Below are 1,885 nucleotides of genomic sequence, written 5' to 3'. Positions count from 1 at the left end.
AGAGAATGTTGAGATTCATGTTATGGCGCTAAGTGCTACCCCCTACAAAGTCGACGTTAACCTGACTGACCTGGATCGCAACGTCTATGAAACGTTGCGTTTCACGGTGGCCCGCCAACTCCCTCTGAAACGGAAGAGCGGCTGTGCGCGCGGCTGATCGCTTATATTCTCTGGTACAGCGAATCGCTGGCATTCGGACGTGGGCTGTCCAATGTGGATGAGCCCGCCTTGTGGGAAAGCCCTTCCCTGCCAAGCCATACGGCAGGGTCGTGTTGCCTTCCAGCATTTGAAAACTGTCGGCGACTGCACTACCACAATTTCGGGGCTCTATCACACGGCCTACCTACTCGCTGTGTACGCTTCGCAGCGGCGGTTACCCGACACCACGCAACACTCGCTGCCGGCTGGTGGCTAGCCTTGGCCGGGTGGGACTTTCACCCACTGGGTTTCACGACATCCTTTCCACCTTCTCGGTTTCCCGGATGTCCAGGCTTTGCCTGGCGCACTCAAATTCTGTGTATGGCCGGTCAGGCGGCAGTCCTGTCTGACTGATCGGTCAAGGGTTCGCCGTCCTTGAACTGGACGTTGTTCACGACCAGCTCCAGCTTGTTGAACCCCTTGATCCGCTTCCAGCGCTTCTGGGCGCTCTGAAGCAGCTTGAAGACCATCGCCAGGGTCGTCGCTCTGGAGCCGCAGTTCCGGCTGCGCTTGCTCCGCAGGCGGACCGTGGCGAAGGTCGACTCGATCGGGTTGGTGGTGCGGATATGCACCCAGTGTTCTGCCGGGTAGTCATAGAACGCTAGCAGCTCCTCCCGATCCTTGGCCAGGCACTCCATGGCTCTGGGGTACTTGGCCTCGAAGCGTTTCACCGTGCGATCGAAAGCCTTGTGCGCCTCATCGCGGGTCTCGGCCATCCAGATCTCATGGAGGTCGGCCTTGACCTTGGGCTGCACGGATTTCGGCAGTTTATTCAATACGTTGGCAGTCTTGTGGACCCAGCAGCGCTGGTGCTCGGTCTCTGGATAGACCTTGCTCAACGCCGCCCAGAAGCCCATGGCGCCGTCGCCAACCGCTAGCTTGGGGGCCGTCGTCAGCCCGCGCTCGCGTAGCCCCGTGAGCAGCTCTTTCCAGCTGGCCTCTGACTCACGCTGCCCATCCTCGACGACGACCAACTCCTTGCGGCCCTGCTCAGTGACGCCGATGATCACCAGCAGACACAGACGGTCATCCATGCGCACGTTGCTGTACACGCCGTCAGCCCACCAGTAGACGTAACGCTGGTCTGCCAGGTCGCGCTTCTGCCAGTCGGTATGCTCGTCCTCCCACTGCTTCTTGAGACGCGACACGGTGTTGGCCGAGAGTCCCTTGGCCTGGTCACCCAGCAGGGCCGACAGGGCCTCCTGGTAGTCGCCGGTAGAGACTCCCTTCAGGTAGAGCCAGGGGATCAGCTCCTCGATGCTGCGGGCCCGCTTCAGGTAGGGCGGCAACAGCGCGCTGCTGAAGGTCACCCCGTCGCCACTGCGGTCACGGACGCGGGGCACCTTGATCTCGACGTCGCCGATACCGGTTTGCACGGTGCGCTCCGGCAGGTAGCCGTTGCGGACGACGACACGGCGGCCGTCTTCCAGCGTCTTGTCGGCATATTGCTCCAGAAACGTGCTCAACTCCGCCTCCACGGCCTTGGCGATCAGGTCTCGGGCCCCTTTGCGCAGCAGCTCATGCAACGGATCAGTAGCGCCGGTGTCTGGCTGCGTCACGGCTTGGAGAGTAGAATTGCTCATGGCGTATCCGTCCTATGTTGGTTGTGATCTGGCGAGATCAATCAACAGGATACGCCACCCTCTCTACTGCCCTCCATACACAAGAACTGAGCTTAACTCGCGCG

Annotated in this window: 1 protein-coding gene and 1 pseudogene; one reads left to right on the top strand and one right to left on the bottom strand. The window is 60.8% G+C overall.

All coding sequences use genetic code 11. From position 1 onward, the window contains the following. Nucleotides 1–22: 22 nt before the first annotated feature. A pseudogene (locus A3220_RS18365) lies at nucleotides 23–237 on the top strand (YaeQ family protein); the annotation flags it as partial. Between the two features lie 290 nt (nucleotides 238–527). Here the strand turns inward: A3220_RS18365 and A3220_RS16500 are convergent. Further along, complete coding sequence (locus A3220_RS16500; RefSeq protein WP_062376034.1) at nucleotides 528–1,781, bottom strand: IS256 family transposase; 1,254 nt, start codon at nucleotides 1,779–1,781, stop codon at nucleotides 528–530. Between the last annotated feature and the right edge of the window lie 104 nt (nucleotides 1,782–1,885).

The sequence above is a fragment of the Halomonas sp. KX33721 genome (genome assembly GCF_001596805.1).
Taxonomy (GTDB): Bacteria; Pseudomonadota; Gammaproteobacteria; order Pseudomonadales; family Halomonadaceae; genus Vreelandella; species Vreelandella aquamarina.
This window is presented reverse-complemented; position numbering and strand designations above follow the sequence as displayed.